We start from the raw sequence: 15,050 nt of genomic DNA, 5'->3' as shown, positions 1-15,050 counted from the left end.
TTTGAGTTTTTTTTAATTGTTATTATTCGTTAGTATCGTTCATTTTACGAATCGGGTCGAAATTGCGCGGGGCCATTTCGAAACCGGCGTTCTTGAAAAACTCGACGAACGTCAGACGCAGCGGGTGCACGAACGACGAGATGGTCGACATGAAAAGGTTGATGCCGTGACCGATCAGCAGAATCGGAATCATAATCAGCAGCCGGACCACGATGTTCGCGCCTTCGGGCACGAATCCCGACGCCAGCGTGTTGAACACCAGCGCCAGCACACCGCCCGAAAGCCCGATGGCGAACAGACGGATATAGGACAGCACGTCGCTCAACAGTCCCGTGAGGTTGTTGTAAAGGTCCCACAAACCCGCGCCGAGGTTGATGAGCGGATTGCGCTTCGGATTGTTCAGAAGCAGCATCAGCACGCCGCCGACGCCCAGCGCCGCATAGAAGGCCACCGATCCGGCCGTAAAGCCCGGAATGGCGAGACCCGCCATCGGAAGGCCCATGGCCAGACAGCACGAGACGAGGATGATGAACCACCCCAGCAGTCCCAGCGCACGGCCGAAACCGAAACAGCGAACGGTCATCCAGATGTTGAGCAGCATGCCGAAAAGAATCTGCACCACGCCGATAACCAGCGCGATGGAGAAGAACTGTCCCTGGAAATCGAGGAATTTCACCGAGGGGAACCACGTGCTCATGTTGATGCCGAAGAACGAGCCGCACAGCAGTCCGAACGCGACGGTCGACACGCCGCACAGCGTGGCGAACCACGCCGCCTGACGCATCATGCCGGGCTTTCGGTTCCTGGCGAGCATCCACCACCCCATCAGGGTCAGGATCAGTCCGTAGCCGGCGTCGTTGAGACAGATGCCGAAAAAGAGCATGTAGAACGGAGCGAAGAAGGGCGTGAGGTCCATCGTCCCGTATTTCGGGCGGGCGTACATGTCGCCCACCAGTTCGAAGACATGCGCGAACCAACGGTTCTTGAGCTTCACGGGCGTTTCGTCCTCGGGCGTGGGGTCCGATTTGAGGAAGACCACGTTGGGGTACTCCTCCAAAAGGGCGTCGACCCGACCGGAAGTCTCCTTCTCGGCCCAGCCCTCCATGACGACCAGCGTACCGTCGGCGGCCTCCTGCGCCGTAGCCTTCACCCGCACGCCCTGCAAACGCTCCTTCAGCGAGCAGGCGTGCTGTGCGAGCAGGGCCTCCGAAGCGGCCGCACGCGAAAATTCAGCGTCGAGGGTCCGGAGTTTCCCTTCGGCTTCGGCGATGCGGCGCTCCGCCTCGCGAATGTCCATCGTCGGGGTCTTCATCTCCTGCGCGTCGAGCGTAACCTCCTCGCCGGGCTTGGCCACGACGACGAACCACACCGTGGCATCGGTGCGGCTGACCTCCGAAACCGTATAGCGCTCCGACCACTCGGCCAACTGCTTGTCGAAGGTGTTGCGCTGGGTGAAGAAATAGCGCAGGACAATGCCCCGGGCGGCGAGTTTCCGCGTCGCCTCCACGTCGAACGCCCCCCAGGGACGCAGCTCCTCGGCCGCTTTTTCCAGCCGCCCGATCTCGGCGTTGAGCGTCGCGGCCTCGCGGTGCGCGGCGGCGTAATGCGCATAGGCCTCCTCGCCCGAAGCGAACGGCGCGGCGGCAGCGTCGCAGCGCTCCCCGGCGCGGAAGTTCTTCAGGAACTCCGCGGCCTTCGCAAGGCTCTCGATGTCCAGCAGCAACTGGCGGTCCTCCTCGGAGGGTTCCCAACCCGCGGTGGTGATGTCCACCAGCCCGAGGCCGCGCAGCTTCTCGACGAAATCCTCACTCTGCGCCGCAAAGAGCACAAAGTTGTATTTTGACATTCTGGCTATCATAACATCGCGCCCTCCCCGGCGGCCTGCTGCTTGGTTTTCACGATCTTCTGGGCCGACTTGGAGAGGTTCTCCTCGTCCTCCATGAAGCGTTTGATCTTACGTATGGCGTCCTCGTACCCGGGTATCTGAACCTTTTCGTACAAGTTCACCTTTTGAGTGGTTTTGCGGCGCGCATGGTCCAGCAGTTCCATCTTCCGGTTGTAGACCTCGAACTCGATCCCCAGCTGCGCCATGCGCTTGAGGATGCCGACTCCGTCGGCGAACCACACCGGCGAGGAGAACAGATCGTAGGGTTTCTCCTCGAATTTCACTTCCTGCAGGACGGGCGTGCGCACACCCGCGATTTTCTGGACCGACAAATCGACGTCGGCAATGCGCAGGAGGTCACAATCAAACTCTCCCCAGAGCGACACCATGTAGTCGTACTCGGCCTTCAGAGCGTCGAGCCGACGACGGTAGTCGCTTGCGGAGTCCTTCGCCTTCTTCACTTCGGAGCGCAGGGCCGACTCCTTACTTTTGATCGTAGGGAGGGCCTTCTGGCGCATTTTCAGCTGTTTGCCGAGTTCGCCCAGCGAGGTCTTGTTATATTGGAATTTGATTGCCATTGCGCGTTACGCCTCCTTCCAGTATTTTTGGATAAGTTCCTCCTTGATGGCGACCTCCTCCCGGGTGAAGTACTTGGCGAAAAGCCCCCATGCGGTGTCGAGCATCTGGTTGATCTCGATATTGATATCAATGGCCAGCAGTTTCTCCGAGTAGTCGAAGGCGAACTTCAGGGTGCGCTCGTCGTAGTCCGAGAGGTCGAAGCCGTTCTCCAGCTTGGTCTTGGCGTTGGCCGCGTCGGCGTAGAGGCGCACGCAGGCGTTCATCACCTGCGGATGGTCCTCGCGGGTCTTCTTGCCGATGACGAGCTGTTTCAGACGCGACAGCGAACGGAACGGGTCGACGATCACCTTGCCCGTGTCGGAGTCGTTGCGCAGGAACAGCTGGCCCTCGGTGATGTAACCCGTATTGTCGGGGATGGCGTGCGTGATGTCGCCGCCCGAAAGCGTCGTCACGGCGATGATCGTGATCGAACCGCCGTTGGGCAGCTGCACGGCCTTTTCGTAGATCTTCGCAAGGTCCGAATACAGCGAACCGGGCATCGAGTCCTTCGACGGAATCTGGTCCATGCGGTTCGACACGATGGCCAGGGCATCGGCGTACAAGGTCATGTCCGTGAGCAGCACCAGCACCTTCTCGCCCTTGTCGACGGCGAAGTACTCGGCGGCGGTAAGCGCCATGTCGGGAACGAGCAGACGCTCCACGGGCGGATTCTCGGTCGTGTTGACGAACGACACGATGCGGTCGAGCGCGCCGGCGTTCTCGAAGACCGACTTGAAGTACAGAAAGTCGTCGTTCGTAAGGCCCATGCCGCCCAGGATGATCTTGTCGGCCTTGGCGCGCAGGGCCACGTTGGCCATCACGGCGTTGTAGGGCTGGTCGGGGTCGGCGAAGAAGGGGATCTTCTGCCCCGTCACGATCGTATTGTTCAGGTCGATGCCGGCGATACCCGTGGCAATCAGCTCCGAAGGCTGGATGCGCCGGAAGGGATTCACCGTCGGACCGCCGATCTCGCGGGCCTCGCCCTCGATGATCTCGCCGCCCTCGAGCGGTTCGCCGTAGGCGTTGAAGAAACGCCCCGCGAGGTTGTCCGAAACGCGCAGCTTGGGAGGCTCGCCGTGGAAGACGACCTCGGAGTCGGTGGACAGGCCCTCGGTTCCGGCGAAAATCTGCAACGTGACGTTCTCGCCCATAATCTTCACCACCTGCGCCAGCTTGCCGCCGACGGTGGCCAGTTCGTCGTTGCCGACGCCCGTGGCGCGGAGCGTCACGGTAGCCTTGGTGATGTTGTCAATCTTGGTATATATCTTCTGAAATGCTCGTGTTGTCATAATTTCTCCCGCTTATTTGGATTGTTCACTCACATACTGCTCGATCTGCTTCCGGTAACCCTCGAACTTCTCCGACTTCCACTCCGAATAGTTCATCTGGCGGAAGAGGTTGATCAGCCCCTTGAAGAACTGCGAGCAGGCCTCGAAATCGGCGAACGCAAATTCCTGGTTGCAGATGCCCAACACCATCTTGTACATCATCTGCTGGCGTTCCATCGGGCAGTTGGCGTCGATGTCATCGAAGGCGTCCTGTTGCAGGATGACGAAGTCGATCAGCTCCGATTTCCAGAACCGTTCGTGGTACTCCACCGGCACGCCGTCGTCGCCCAGAATGTTGATCTGGTCGTTGGCCTCCTTGCCGCGCTGCACGATGGTCTTGCCCGCGTAGACCAGGTCCACCCAGTCCTTCTCGATGTGCTCGTCGAGGTATTCGCGGATTTCGGGGTATTCGAGGTATTTCGAGTAGGACTCCAGCGGGTCGATGGCCGGATAGCGCTTCGAGTCGGCGCGGCCCTGCGAAAGGGCGTAGAAACAACGCGCGGCCTTCTTCGTCGATTCGGTCACCGGCTCCTTGAGGTTGCCGCCCGCAGGCGACACCGTGCCGAGGAACGTCACCGATCCGGTCTGGCCGCCGACGAGTTTCACCAGTCCCGCACGCGAGTAGAAGTTCGAGATGATCGCCGAAAGGTCCATCGGGAAGGCGTCCTGGCCGGGAAGCTCCTCCAGACGGTTCGACATCTCGCGCAGCGCCTGCGCCCAGCGCGACGTCGAGTCGGCCATCACGAGCACCTTGAGGCCCATCGAGCGGTAGTATTCGCCGATGGTCATACCCGTATAGACCGACGCCTCACGCGCGGCGACGGGCATGTTCGACGTGTTGCAGATGATGATTGTGCGCTCCATGAGCGTATGGCCCGTATGCGGGTCGATCAGCTCGGGGAACTCCTTGAAGATTTCGACCACCTCGTTGGCGCGCTCGCCGCACGCCACCATGATGATCACGTCGGCGTCGGCCTGCTTCGAAATAGCGTGCTGGAGCACGGTCTTGCCCGCGCCGAAAGGCCCCGGGATAAAGCCCGTACCGCCCTCGGCCATCGGGTTGAAGGTGTCGATCGGACGCACGCCGGTCTCCATGATGCGCGACGGGCGGGGTTTCTCCGTATAGCAGCGCACGGCCTGCTTCACGGGCCATTTCTGCACCATCGTCACCTCGTGGTCGCGGCCTTCGGCGTCGGTCAGGACTGCCATCGTGTCGGTGATCTTGTATTTGCCCACCTCGGCGACGCTCTTAACCGTATAGCAGTCCGTCATCGTGAAGGGAACCATGATCTTGTGCATCACCCACTGCTCCTTCACCTCGCCCAGCCACGACGCCGCCGTGACCTTGTCGCCGACCTTGGCCAGCGGCGAAAATTCCCACTCGACATCGTAGTCGACCGGATCGGTGATCGAACCGCGGGCGATGAACAGACCGTCCATCTTTTCGAGGTCGTTCTGAAGACCGTCGTAGTTGCGCGACAAAAGGCCCGGAGCCAGCGTGACTTCGAGCATGTGACCCTCGAATTCGACCCGGTCGCCGATCTTCAGACCGCGGGTGCTGTCAAAAACCTGGACATAGGCCGCGTCGCCTATGACCTTGATGACCTCGGCCATCATTTTGGTATCGCCCGTCCAGACATAGCAGATCTCGTTCTGACCCACGGGTCCGTCGGCCTTGACGATCACGATGTTGGAGATGATACCGTTTACACGTCCTGTAGTTTTCATTGTATGTTTTTATTGTTTATTCCTTATTAATCAGCTCCTTGCCGTCCAGTTCGGCAAGCAGGCGGGCGAACATCTCGCGGCCGCGCGCAGCGTCGAGCAGCGTCCAGCGAGCGACGATGTTGATCCGCACCAGGTAGGAAAGGATGGCGTTGACGTCGAAATAGTCGAAGGTCGCCAGCTCCGCAGCTTCGTTCCAGCGGATCAGGTCGATCTTGTGCTCCTTCTCCACGAGGTTGGCCTCGTCGTTCACCGCCGCGATCACCGCGTCGATATAGGGAAGTTCGCCCCGAAGCCCGAAATCGGCCGCAGAACTGCGCTGCAACTGTTCGGCGACATCGCCGCCGCCCATGACGACCTCCTCGACCGCACGCCCTGCGGCGCGCGCCGTGACGGCCGCCGAAACGTTGCGCAGGTTCCGGTCGAAAGCGGACCACTCGCGCAGGAAGCGACTCCCGGCCTTTCCGCAGGCGGCGTAGTAGGCCCCGAACAGCTCCTTCTCGAAACGCCGCGACGTGTCGACCGTCTCGGCGTCCTCGCCCTCGGGATCGGCATAGGCCCTCACCACGCGGGCAACCGCCTCGGGAAGCCGCTTCGGAGCTTTCAGCTCCTCCGCCAGCTCCTCGCGCGTGAAGTTGCCCAGCGGATTGTGCGCCGAGCGCCCCGCACGCAGGGCGGCGATATTCTCACAGTCGTAGTAGCCGTACAGGAGCCGCACCTCGCGGGCGTCGCCGCGGTTCACCTCCTCCAGAATCCCGGAGACGATGGCCCGGGCGTCGAAGCCCTTGGTGTCGGCGTCGAGCGCGTACTCCTTCAGGGAGGCTACCAGACAATAATATTGGGTCGCAAACATGCCTTACGCCTTGAACAACAATTGGAACACCTTGTCGCGCAGGTACTCTGCCAACAGCGCTTCGATGTCGGCGTCGGCGAACGAAATGTAGTAGCCGCCCTCCTTGGCGCCCACCTTGAAGCCGGTCTTCACCTCCTTCGACCAGCCCACCTCGACACCGGCGGCGAGCAGCTCCTTCGCACTCTCCTCGAACGCCGCGTCGAGCTTCTTGCGCTCGCCCTCGGGCAGCAGGGCCTGCAATTCGACCTTGCCCGAATCGGAACCGTTCCAGTTTTTAGCTACGGCGACGAGCATCTCCTTGATGAACGCCGGGTCCACGACGGCCTCCTTCACACCCCGGGCCGTAGCCTTGGCGATGATCAGCGAGGCGATCTCCGACTTGATTCTGCCGACGGCCTGCTTGCCGGCCAGCGAAATCTCGGTCATGGTGTTCTTCGAAACGTCCTCGGCCTTGGCCTCCGCCTTTTTGACGATCTCTTCGGCCTCGGCGCGGGCCTCGGCGACGATCTTCCGGGCCTCGGCCTTGGCGTCGGCCACCAGCTTGTCGGCCTCGGCGCGCCCTTTCTCCAGCCCCTCGTCGTAGAGCTTCTGCGTCAACTGTTGAAGTTTGTTTTCCATAGCGTTATTTAGTTTTGATTATTGTTTTTCGGTTTTAACGCACAAATATAAAAAAGATTATCTACAATCGGGGATACTGAACAGCAATTTATCCTATTTTGACAAATTTCCGGCACAAATGGAGCAGATGTATAACCGCAGGCCCGCCGCACCGCAATGGCAGCCGCCGCAGGCCCGGGACATGCCCCGGAACTGATCGCCAAAGAGGTTGCGTTCGGCAACGGACAGATCCGCAAGGGCGGAAACACGCTGACGATAGAGGCCGTCGCCCCGGCTCCCGGATTCACGGAGTGTTTCTTCGGACTCGACAGACTGGTCCTGCATCTGCAATAAGGGCAGTCCGGCTTCGGCGCGACACGATCCGGGCCGGCCGGGAGATACAAACGCATTCCCCGGCCGGCCCGGACAAGACGGGCGAAAGACACCCGCAAAACCTTAAACCTATTGGTGCTGGGGGCGCAGAAGATCCTGCACCACCTTCACCGGAGAGAATGTCGTGACGGGAACGTCGACGAAGACCGTGTTCCACTTCGCCATCGCACCGTTCCAGAGTCCCGGAAGCTCCTGCGCACGCAGATCGCGGCCGCCGGAGGATTTCGACGAGATGAATCCCGTCGCGGGATCGGTGTACCGGCGCAGATCGAACTTGCATCCCTTCGAATCGCGCACGCCGCAGACGAGGTCCACCGGATTGAAGTGCGTGGCCGACTGCATCAGCGGCAGGTCGTCGGGCGCGATCTGGCTCGACTCGGCGATCTGAAGCGACTCCGTGCCGTCGGGGTTCCCGACCCAGAACGGGCCGCCGCCCGGCTCGCCCTCGTTGCGGACCATGCCGCAGACGCGGATCGGACGGTCCAACACGGCGCGCAGCAGCGCCGAATCGTACTCGGCGGGGAGTTTCACGCAGAGCTGTTTCTCGATGAATTCGGCGATGGGTTCCAGCTCGGCGCCACCCACTTCGAGGGCCTTGAGGTACTCGAAGGCGCGCCCCTGGAGGTCGAGCAGAACCCCTGCAAGCACCTTTTTATAACGGACCGTGTCCCCGCGGCGGGCATCGGTCGTCACGTTGTCGATGTTCTTGATGAAGATCAGGTCGGCGTCGATCTCGTTCAGGTTTTCGATCAGCGCCCCGTGGCCCGCGGGACGGAACAGCAGCGTGCCGTCGTCCTGCCGGAAAGGCGTGTTGTCGGGATTCACGGCGAGGGTGTCGGTCGAAGGTTTCTGCACCGAGAACGAGATCTCGTAACGGACGCCGAACCGCTTTTCATAAAAGGGGACCTTTGCGGCGAGCAGCTCCTCGAAGCCCGCGACGTGCTCGGGCGAGACGGTGAAATGGATGCGCACGACGCCTCCGGCCGCGGCGTAGGCCGCCCCTTCGACCAGGTGCTCCTCGACGGCCTTGCGCGCCCCTTCGGGATAGGCATGGAAGGTGACCAGGCCCTTGGGCTTGCGGCCGTAGTTCAGCCCGTCGCCGACGATGGCATTCACGATCGCACGGTCGTCGGCCCCGGCGGGCAGCACGGCGCGAAGTTCGGGCCAGAAGGCGAACTTCCCGATATTTTCCAGCAGCGTGTCGATGCCCTTGCCGCGTTTGCCGTCGTTGACGAACTCGAACAGCTCCTTGAACATGCGCGTGGCGGCCCCCGAAGCGGGCACGAACTTCACCACCCCCAGTCCGGCAGACTCTTTTTCATAGCGTTCCACGGCGGCATCGGCCTCCGCCGCGCCGACAACCAGCACGCCGTCGCCCGGCGATGCGGCCCGCACGACATTCAGGAAAGGGAATCCACGGCGGAAATTCTCCAACTGGGTCTCCGCCTGTTCGGGAGTGAGTCCGTGCTCCCGGATTTGCTGCAAATCTTTTTCGTCGAACATATTCTGTTATCGTTTACATGGTCACCGATTGCCAAACCTGCGGTGCCTCCGACGTTTGCGCCGGGAATCGCCGCCAAAAAAACGGATCAGCGCAAGCAAGGACAGCAGTATGCAGATCAGCCACACCATTGAGTTATTCAGGTTTGAATCTCAAAGTTAAAAATAATTTCTAACTTTGCATACCATGATTCGAGAATTTCACCAAATCAGCCTGCGCGGGCGCAACAGTTTCGGCGTCGACCAGCGGGCCGCACGCCTCGTAGAATTCGAAACGGCCGAGGATCTGCGCACGTTTTTCGCCGCGGGGATTCCCGGGCGGTGGACGGTGCTCGCCGGGGGCAACAACATCCTTTTCACCGAAGATTACGACGGCGTGCTGCTGACCCCCGTGGCCCGGCAGATCGCCCTTTTGAGCGACGACGGCGACGAAGTTCGCCTGCGCGTCGAGGCGGGCGTCGAATGGGACGACCTGGTGGAATGGGCCGTCGAACGCGGTCTGTGGGGCATCGAAAACCTCTCGCTGATCCCCGGCAAGGCGGGGTCCGCCCCGGTGCAGAACATCGGGGCCTACGGCTGCGAAGCGAAGGACGCGATCCGCCGGGTCGAGATGTACTGCGTCGAAACGGGCAACCTGCTGACGCTCGACGCCGCGCACTGCGGATTCGGCTACCGCGAAAGCGTCTTCAAGCACGACCTGAAAGGGCGCGTGATCATCACAGCCATCGAAATACGCCTCTCGCATACGCCGCGCCCGAAACTGGGCTACGGCGACGTGGAGCGCGAGGTCGAAGCCCGCGGAGGCGCCACGCTGCGCAACATCCGCGAGGCGATCTGCTCGATCCGCCGCGCGAAACTTCCCGACCCGGCCGTGCTGGGCAACGCGGGCAGCTTCTTCAAGAATCCCGTGGTCGAAGCCCCCGTCGCGGAACGGCTCCTTGCCGAATATCCCGACATGCCGCACTATGCGGCCCCCGAAGGCCGCGTAAAGCTGGCCGCCGGGTGGCTGATCGACCGGGCCGGGATGAAAGGCTACCGCGAGGGAAGCGTGGGGGTTCACGAGCGGCAGGCGCTGGTGCTGGTGAACCACGGCGGCGCCACGGGCGGCGAGGTGATCGCCTTCGCCCGCACGGTGCAGGCGAAGGTCCGCGAAAAATTCGGCATCGAAATAGATACTGAAGTGAACATATTATGAATCTTTTGGACTCTTTTCAACGCTACATCGACGAGAACGACCTCGCCACGCACGACGACCGTATCCTGCTCACCGTCTCGGGCGGCGTGGACTCGATGGTCATGCTCTCGCTGTTCACCCGCTGCGGCTACCGGGTGGGCGTGGCCCACTGCAACTTCCAGCTGCGCGGCGCAGAGAGCGACGAGGACGAAGTGCTGGTGGAAGACGAGGCCAAAAAGCACGGCGCGGCGTTCTACAACAGGCGCTTCGAGACCAGGGCCGAAATGGAGCGCACGGGCGAGTCGATGGAGATGGCGGCCCGGCGGCTGCGCTACGCATGGTTCGACGCCTTGAGCCGCGAGCACGGCTACACGGCCATCGCCATCGCCCACCATGCCGACGACTCGATCGAAACCTTTTTCATCAACCTGCTGCGCGGAACCGGCCTGCGGGGGCTGACGGGAATCTCGACACAGGTCGGAAAGGTGATCCGTCCGCTGCTGTTCGCGTCGCGCAAGGAAATTCTCGAATATGCCGTCCAGAACCGCATCCCCTTCCGGGAGGATTCGTCGAACCGGTCGACCAAATACCTGCGCAACAAGATCCGGCTGGGGCTGATCCCCCGCATCCGCGAAATCAACCCCAAGTTCACGAGCCTGATGAGCCGCAACCTCGCGCGCCTGACCGACGCCCAGCTGTTCATCAACCACGGCATCGAACGCATCCGCTCGGAGGCCGTCACCTCGGACACGGGGATCGACACGATCCATCTCGACCGCCTCGATCCGGCCTTTCCGCAGGGATTCGTGATCTACGAACTGTTGAGTTCGGGCTACGGATTCAAGGGCGACGTGATCGACGCACTGTGCCACTCGCTCGAACAGGACGCCACGGGACGGCGGTTCTACGCCCGCGAAAGGGTGGCCTCGATCGACCGCGGAAAGATCGTCATAGCGCCGATAGCCCCCGACGACGCGTGTCTGACGACGGTGCGCAAAGGCGCCCCGCGCAGCTACTGCGGCAACTCGGTCCTCTACTACGAATACTGCGACATCGACACGATCAAGAATTTCGGCGTTCCCGAGAACATCGCGCAGATAGACGCCGACCGCCTGCAATTCCCGCTCACGCTGCGCCGCTGGCGCGACGGCGACTGGTTCGTGCCGTTCGGCATGACGGGCCGCAAAAAGGTGTCGGACTTCCTCGTCGACGCCAAGGTCTCCGTGGCCGAGAAGCAGCGGCAGTTCGTGCTGCTGTCGGGCGACGAGATCGTCTGGCTCGTCGGACGCCGCATCGACGACCGCTACCGCCTTACGCCCGACACGGAAAACGTGTTGCGCATCACCAAAGAAATCGTTTAAAATGGCAAAGAGCGCTCTGAAATTCAAGGATTCCGTCGCCCAGTACGAACGGATCGCGGCAGAGGTCGCGGCCCGCCGGTTTTCCGGCATCTACCTGCTGATGGGCGAGGAGAGCTACTTCATCGACGCACTCTCGGACCAGCTGGCCGCGACGATCCTCGACGAGGCCGCGCGGGCCTTCAATCAGATCACCGTCTACGGGCGCGACTCCGAGGCGGGGCAGGTGATCAACCTCTGCCGCCAGATGCCGATGATGGGACAATACCAGGTGGTGATCCTCAAGGAGGCGCAGCAGCTCAAGGGGCTGGACAAGCTCGCGCTCTACACGCAGAAGCCCTCGCCGACGACCATTCTCGTGATCTGCCACAAGGAGAAGAACGCCGACAAACGCTCGGCCTTCTACAAGGGCTGTGCGGCGAACGGCACGGTGCTGGAATCGGTGCGCCCGCGCGACTACGAGATCGCGGCGTGGTTACAGCAGTTCATCCGGCAGAAAGGATTCACGATCGACCCCAAGGCGCTTTCGATGCTGACCGACCATTTGGGAACCGACATCGCAAAGATCTCCAACGAAATCCGGAAACTCACCGTCTCGCTGCCCGAGGGCACGCAGCGCATCACCGACGCCGACATCGAGGCCAACATCGGCATTTCGAAGGATTTCAACAACTTCGAGCTCTGCAAGGCGGTCGTCACGCGGGACATGGCCCGCGCGCTGATGATCGCCGAGCACTTCGCCCGCAACCCCAAGGACAACCCGTTGCTCTTGACCGTCATGGCGCTGTTCGGGCAGTTCAAGGAGCTGTTCGTGGTCAACTACCTGCGCTGGCTCGCACGCCACAAAGGACGGCCCTTTCCGCCGGACACGGAACTGATGCGCATCCTGCGCAAGAACAACACGTTCGTCATCGGCGAGATCAAGCAGAACGCCGCCGGATGGGACAACCGCAAGGTGTTCAACATCCTCGGGCTGCTGCGCGAATACGACGCCAAGAGCAAGGGACTGGGTGCGGGCGGCGCGTCGGACGGCGAACTGCTGCGCGAACTGCTGCTGAAAATCTTTCTGCTTTGACCGGTCTCTACCTATACCAGACCGTGCATCTGGCCCGGGGCCGCGCGCGCAACGTCGCCGGACACATCGCCGTGCTCGACGCCGCGTCGCGCGAACTGTTCGGACGCCCCTACGCCCCCGCCGCAGAGCGGCTCGCGAAGCGTATCGAGACGCTCTCCGCCGCGGAACGCTATCCGGCAGGCGTGTCGGGCTTCGTGCGCATCGAACTGGACCCCGACGGCACGGAACGTCTGCTCCCGGCAGGGGTGTCGCTCTACGACGGCTACGCCTTCCGGAGCCTTCAGCCCGAAGCCGTGACCGTCGGATACGATCTGACGCTCTCCGAGGCTCCGACTTCCGCGCGCGAGGCCGCAGCGCAACTGGCACGCAGGCTGGCCGAACGACGCGGGGCGGAAGTCGCCGTGCGCTGCGACAGCGCGGGAATTCTCCGCTCGGCCGACGACGCGCCGCTGCTGGCCATCGCCGGCCGCACCGTCCTGACGGCCCCCGGCCCCGCAAGCGTCGAACGCCGCCTGGCCATGCTGGCCGTTCGGGCCGCAGGGCTGGAACTGCGCGAAGAGGCCTTCGGACGCGCCGACCTGCCCTCGCTCGACGAACTTTTCTTCGCCGACCACCGGGGCGTCACCTCGCTTTTGCGCTGCGACGGGCTGCCGCTGATGACCTTCGTCGCCGAACGCATCGCCGAAGCGATGGAGGGTCTTTTTCCGAAAAAATAGAAACCGGACCGGACGCAACCGTCTTATCTTTCGGGGAACCAAAACCCGAAAATCGTGAAAAAATACCTCTTTGCGTATGCGGTTCTTGCAACCGCACTGCTGTTTTTCACCTGCCGCCATTACCGCGCCGAGAACCGGCGGCTGGTCGAAAACCAGACGGCCCTGGCGGCCGACGTCACCCGTTACCGCACACGACTGGGCGCGGAGGCGGCCTCGGTGCAGGCCCTCCGGCTGCGGTGCGGGGAGTTCGAAACGCTGCGCGCGGCCGACGCCGAGCAGATCCGGCGCCTCGGCATCCGGCTCCGCAGGCTCGAAGCCGCCGCCAAGGCCGTCGCCGTCACCGACGCCGAAATCCGCACCCCGCTGCGCGACACCGTCGTCGTCCGGATACACGACACGCTCCCCGTACGCGACACCGTCCGGATGTTCCGCTGGCGCGACCCGTGGATTTCGGTCGAAGGACGCATCGGCCGCGACTCGGCCGCCTGCCGCATCCGCAGCGTCGACACCCTGCGCCAGGCGGTCCACCGCATCCCGCGCCGTTTCCTCTTCATCCGCTGGGGCACGAAGGCCCTCCGGCAGGAGATCGTCTCGACCAATCCCCACACACGGATCGTCTATGCGGAGTACGTGAAAATCGAACGCTGAAAAATTTTCCGCAAAAATCCGGCTGTCCCGTAGGGGTCGGCCGGATTTTTCGTGTCACAATGGAAACGACAGCAAACCATGAATCCGGACAACCATACCTGGGACCTTCTGGTCGGCGCCCTCAAAGGCACGCTCGGCGAGGCCGAACAGCGCGAATTCGACCGATGGGCCGCCGAAGCGGAAAACCGCCGCTTCTACAACAACCTGACCCGCGTATGGCGCGAAATACAGCAGCGGGCCGCGGCTTACGAGCCGGACCGCGACCGGCTGTGGCGGCAGTTGCAGCAACGGATCGGAACCTACGAAATTCCGCATGCGGACCAGCTCCCGAAACGTCGCCGGAGCCACCTGCTGCAAATGGCCATAGCTGTCGCCGCGGCAGTCGCCGTGACCCTTTTCGCAACCCGCGCCGACCTCTTCCGCTCCGCCGCAGAGACGGCGGAACAGCGGCTCTGCGCCTTCGAAGGCAAGTCGCAGGCCCGGCTGGCCGACGGCTCGACGGTCTGGCTCCACGGCGGATCGACGCTCACCTACGACGCCCGTTTCGCCGCCGGGGAACGCCGCGTGAAACTCCGCGGCGAAGGGTTCTTCGAGGTGGCCAAAGACTCCGAACGCCCCTTCACCGTCGAGGTCGAAGGGCTGAAAATAAACGTCCACGGCACGAAATTCAACGTCCGCACCGCGGCCGACCGCTGCGTGTCGGTCTCGCTGGTCGAAGGCTCGGTGTCGCTCGACACCGGGCGCGGCAGCCGCAGACTGCTGCGTCCCGGGGAGATCGCCTGCTACGACCCCGACACGCGCAAAGTGGTCATCGGTCGCGGCAACGTGGCGATGGAATCCTGCTGGGCCGCGGGAAAACTCGCGTTCGAACGGCAGTCGCTGGGCGAAATCTGCCGCTACATGGCACGCTGGTACGACACCGAAATCCACATCACCCCGGCCCTCGCACACAACTACGCCTACACGTTCACCATTACCAACGAACCGCTCGAAGAGATCCTGCGCATCATGAGCCGCATCAACCCCATCGCCTACACGTTCGCCGAAGACAACACCGTCACGATTTCCGAACTCGAATAAACCCTGCATTACGACCTTTAAAAACCCGATTGCCTATGAAGCGATAAACCGACCCCCTACCCGACCTTACCGCAGCGGCCCATGACCAATGCCGCCGCAA

Annotated in this window: 14 protein-coding genes; 7 read left to right on the top strand and 7 right to left on the bottom strand. The window is 62.3% G+C overall.

Annotation, left to right across the window (positions count from 1 at the left end; genetic code table 11):
- Window positions 1-22: 22 nt before the first annotated feature.
- From NQ492_RS10800 to NQ492_RS10775, 6 genes are read right to left on the bottom strand one after another with little or no spacing between them, the layout of a single operon-like run.
- Window positions 23-1,846, bottom strand: a complete 1,824-nt coding sequence (locus NQ492_RS10800; protein ID WP_015547548.1) for a V-type ATP synthase subunit I — start codon at window positions 1,844-1,846, stop codon at window positions 23-25.
- Window positions 1,847-1,854: 8 nt separating this feature from the next.
- Window positions 1,855-2,463, bottom strand: coding sequence for a V-type ATP synthase subunit D (locus NQ492_RS10795; protein WP_015547547.1), 609 nt, complete (start codon window positions 2,461-2,463; stop codon window positions 1,855-1,857).
- Between the two features lie 6 nt (window positions 2,464-2,469).
- Complete coding sequence (locus NQ492_RS10790; protein ID WP_022062483.1) at window positions 2,470-3,792, bottom strand: V-type ATP synthase subunit B; 1,323 nt, start codon at window positions 3,790-3,792, stop codon at window positions 2,470-2,472.
- A gap of 12 nt (window positions 3,793-3,804) precedes the next feature.
- Window positions 3,805-5,559: a V-type ATP synthase subunit A gene (locus NQ492_RS10785; protein ID WP_015547546.1), complete on the bottom strand. Its 1,755-nt coding sequence runs from the start codon at window positions 5,557-5,559 to the stop codon at window positions 3,805-3,807.
- Window positions 5,560-5,575: 16 nt separating this feature from the next.
- Window positions 5,576-6,409: a DUF2764 family protein gene (locus NQ492_RS10780; RefSeq protein WP_015547545.1), complete on the bottom strand. Its 834-nt coding sequence runs from the start codon at window positions 6,407-6,409 to the stop codon at window positions 5,576-5,578.
- A gap of 3 nt (window positions 6,410-6,412) precedes the next feature.
- The gene (locus NQ492_RS10775; RefSeq protein ID WP_015547544.1) at window positions 6,413-7,027 is read right to left on the bottom strand and encodes a hypothetical protein; all 615 of its coding nucleotides are present in this window, start codon (window positions 7,025-7,027) and stop codon (window positions 6,413-6,415) included.
- A 156-nt stretch (window positions 7,028-7,183) separates the two neighbouring features.
- Here NQ492_RS10775 and NQ492_RS10770 point away from each other — a divergent pair, with 156 nt between their 5' ends.
- The gene (locus tag NQ492_RS10770; protein ID WP_015547543.1) at window positions 7,184-7,360 is read left to right on the top strand and encodes a hypothetical protein; all 177 of its coding nucleotides are present in this window, start codon (window positions 7,184-7,186) and stop codon (window positions 7,358-7,360) included.
- 108 nt (window positions 7,361-7,468) lie between these two features.
- On the opposite strand, the gene NQ492_RS10765 is transcribed toward NQ492_RS10770, so the two are convergent.
- Entirely contained in the window at window positions 7,469-8,902 is a 1,434-nt protein-coding gene (locus NQ492_RS10765; protein WP_015547542.1) for a DUF4301 family protein, read from the bottom strand.
- Window positions 8,903-9,086: 184 nt separating this feature from the next.
- On the opposite strand from NQ492_RS10765, the gene murB reads away from it, so the two are divergent.
- From murB to NQ492_RS10735, 6 genes are all read left to right on the top strand, one after another.
- Entirely contained in the window at window positions 9,087-10,094 is a 1,008-nt protein-coding gene (gene murB / locus NQ492_RS10760; protein ID WP_015547541.1) for a UDP-N-acetylmuramate dehydrogenase, read from the top strand.
- A complete protein-coding gene (tilS, locus tag NQ492_RS10755) occupies window positions 10,091-11,434 on the top strand; it encodes a tRNA lysidine(34) synthetase TilS (protein ID WP_015547540.1) in 1,344 nt (447 codons plus the stop codon). Before murB ends, tilS begins: the two co-directional genes overlap by 4 nt.
- A 1-nt stretch (window position 11,435) precedes the next feature.
- Window positions 11,436-12,506 (top strand): DNA polymerase III subunit delta, encoded by a 1,071-nt coding sequence (gene holA / locus NQ492_RS10750; protein WP_015547539.1) that lies wholly within the window; start codon window positions 11,436-11,438, stop codon window positions 12,504-12,506.
- Window positions 12,503-13,222 carry an aminotransferase class IV gene (locus NQ492_RS10745; protein ID WP_259872908.1) on the top strand — a complete coding sequence of 240 codons (720 nt, stop codon included), beginning with the start codon at window positions 12,503-12,505 and terminating at the stop codon, window positions 13,220-13,222. Before holA ends, NQ492_RS10745 begins: the two co-directional genes overlap by 4 nt.
- Window positions 13,223-13,276: 54 nt before the next feature.
- Window positions 13,277-13,870 (top strand): DUF6549 family protein, encoded by a 594-nt coding sequence (locus NQ492_RS10740; protein ID WP_044054512.1) that lies wholly within the window; start codon window positions 13,277-13,279, stop codon window positions 13,868-13,870.
- A 78-nt stretch (window positions 13,871-13,948) separates the two neighbouring features.
- Window positions 13,949-14,950 carry a FecR family protein gene (locus NQ492_RS10735; RefSeq protein WP_015547538.1) on the top strand — a complete coding sequence of 334 codons (1,002 nt, stop codon included), beginning with the start codon at window positions 13,949-13,951 and terminating at the stop codon, window positions 14,948-14,950.
- The last annotated feature ends 100 nt before the right edge of the window (window positions 14,951-15,050 follow it).

Source organism: Alistipes shahii WAL 8301 (assembly GCF_025145845.1).
GTDB classification, from domain to species: domain Bacteria; phylum Bacteroidota; class Bacteroidia; order Bacteroidales; family Rikenellaceae; genus Alistipes; species Alistipes shahii.
The sequence above is the reverse complement of the archived record's forward strand: the minus strand, read 5'-3'. Positions and strand labels throughout refer to the sequence as shown.

Bases quoted from the DNA above. Each gene is read 5' to 3' on its own strand.
- NQ492_RS10800 (WP_015547548.1), bottom strand. From the start codon at position 1,846: ATGTCAAAATACAACTTTGTGCTCTTTGCGGCGCAGAGTGAGGATTTC.
- NQ492_RS10795 (WP_015547547.1), bottom strand. From the start codon at position 2,463: ATGGCAATCAAATTCCAATATAACAAGACCTCGCTGGGCGAACTCGGC.
- NQ492_RS10790 (WP_022062483.1), bottom strand. From the start codon at position 3,792: ATGACAACACGAGCATTTCAGAAGATATATACCAAGATTGACAACATC.
- NQ492_RS10785 (WP_015547546.1), bottom strand. From the start codon at position 5,559: ATGAAAACTACAGGACGTGTAAACGGTATCATCTCCAACATCGTGATC.
- NQ492_RS10780 (WP_015547545.1), bottom strand. From the start codon at position 6,409: ATGTTTGCGACCCAATATTATTGTCTGGTAGCCTCCCTGAAGGAGTAC.
- NQ492_RS10775 (WP_015547544.1), bottom strand. From the start codon at position 7,027: ATGGAAAACAAACTTCAACAGTTGACGCAGAAGCTCTACGACGAGGGG.
- NQ492_RS10770 (WP_015547543.1), top strand. From the start codon at position 7,184: ATGGCAGCCGCCGCAGGCCCGGGACATGCCCCGGAACTGATCGCCAAA.
- NQ492_RS10765 (WP_015547542.1), bottom strand. From the start codon at position 8,902: ATGTTCGACGAAAAAGATTTGCAGCAAATCCGGGAGCACGGACTCACT.
- murB (WP_015547541.1), top strand. From the start codon at position 9,087: ATGATTCGAGAATTTCACCAAATCAGCCTGCGCGGGCGCAACAGTTTC.
- tilS (WP_015547540.1), top strand. From the start codon at position 10,091: ATGAATCTTTTGGACTCTTTTCAACGCTACATCGACGAGAACGACCTC.
- holA (WP_015547539.1), top strand. From the start codon at position 11,436: ATGGCAAAGAGCGCTCTGAAATTCAAGGATTCCGTCGCCCAGTACGAA.
- NQ492_RS10735 (WP_015547538.1), top strand. From the start codon at position 13,949: ATGAATCCGGACAACCATACCTGGGACCTTCTGGTCGGCGCCCTCAAA.